The organism is Morganella sp. HSTU-ASny43 (genome assembly GCF_022819185.1).
In the GTDB taxonomy this organism is placed as follows: domain Bacteria; phylum Pseudomonadota; class Gammaproteobacteria; order Enterobacterales; family Enterobacteriaceae; genus Morganella; species Morganella morganii.
Window position 1 is genome coordinate 1 of the sequence record NZ_WSPG01000118.1, and the last position, 239, is coordinate 239.

The window sequence follows — 239 nt, forward strand, 5'->3', positions numbered from 1 at the left end:
AGCCGGAAAGCACCAGTACCGCCAGCGTTAATGCGGTTCCGGTGGTAATGGCGATAAACGACGAGACAAACGCCTTATCGATGTATTTACTGCGCTTTTGCGCGTTCCACGCCGCATTGAAACAGATAAACAACACCATCAGCAGCGTCAGCACCGCGTGGTTGACGTTGAAAATATACTTCAGCACATAGCCGACAATAATGAGCTGAATCACCGCGCGGCAGATACTCCACACAATG

1 protein-coding gene is annotated in these 239 nt (G+C 50.6%); it reads right to left on the bottom strand.

All coding sequences use genetic code 11. The annotated features are described in order from the left end of the window. Window positions 1-239: ABC transporter permease (locus GN208_RS18015; protein WP_243828532.1), on the bottom strand; the 239-nt coding region annotated here is incomplete at both ends.